The following is a 521-nucleotide window of genomic DNA, read 5'->3' on the forward strand; positions in this document are numbered from 1 at the left end:
GTGAGATTCAGTTCTAAATAATTTTGTTTCTTGTGGTTATTACTATAAACTTGTGATCATACAAACAAAGAGGATCATTATGAAGATAATCGTCGCTGTTAAACATGTTGTTGATTATAACATCAAAATACGCGTCAAACCCGATAACACAGGCGTTAATCTGTCCCATGTAAAAATGTCCATGAACCCTTTTGACGAAATTGCCGTAGAGGAAGCAATCCGCCAAAAAGAATCCGGCAAAATTTCAGAAGTCGTTCTTGTTTCAATTGGACCAGAAGCAGCACAAGAAACCTTACGAACAGGGCTTGCAATGGGTGCAGATCGTGCGCTCCTTGTAACAACGCAAGAAACACTCGAACCTTTAGCAATTGCTAAAATTCTCAAGGTCATTGTTCACGAAGAACAACCAGATATGGTTTTTTTAGGCAAACAAACTATTGATGATGAGAGCAAACAAACCGGACAAATGTTCGCTGCCCTTCTTGGTTGGGGACAAGCGACTTTTGCCTACAGCCCGGACA

General features: G+C 40.5%; 1 pseudogene. It reads left to right on the top strand.

Annotation, left to right across the window (positions count from 1 at the left end):
* Positions 1–79: 79 nt before the first annotated feature.
* Positions 80–521, top strand: a pseudogene (locus tag ACFIK8_RS09975) (electron transfer flavoprotein subunit beta/FixA family protein); the annotation flags it as partial.

It is taken from the genome of Bartonella sp. MR168JLCBS, assembly GCF_042194175.1.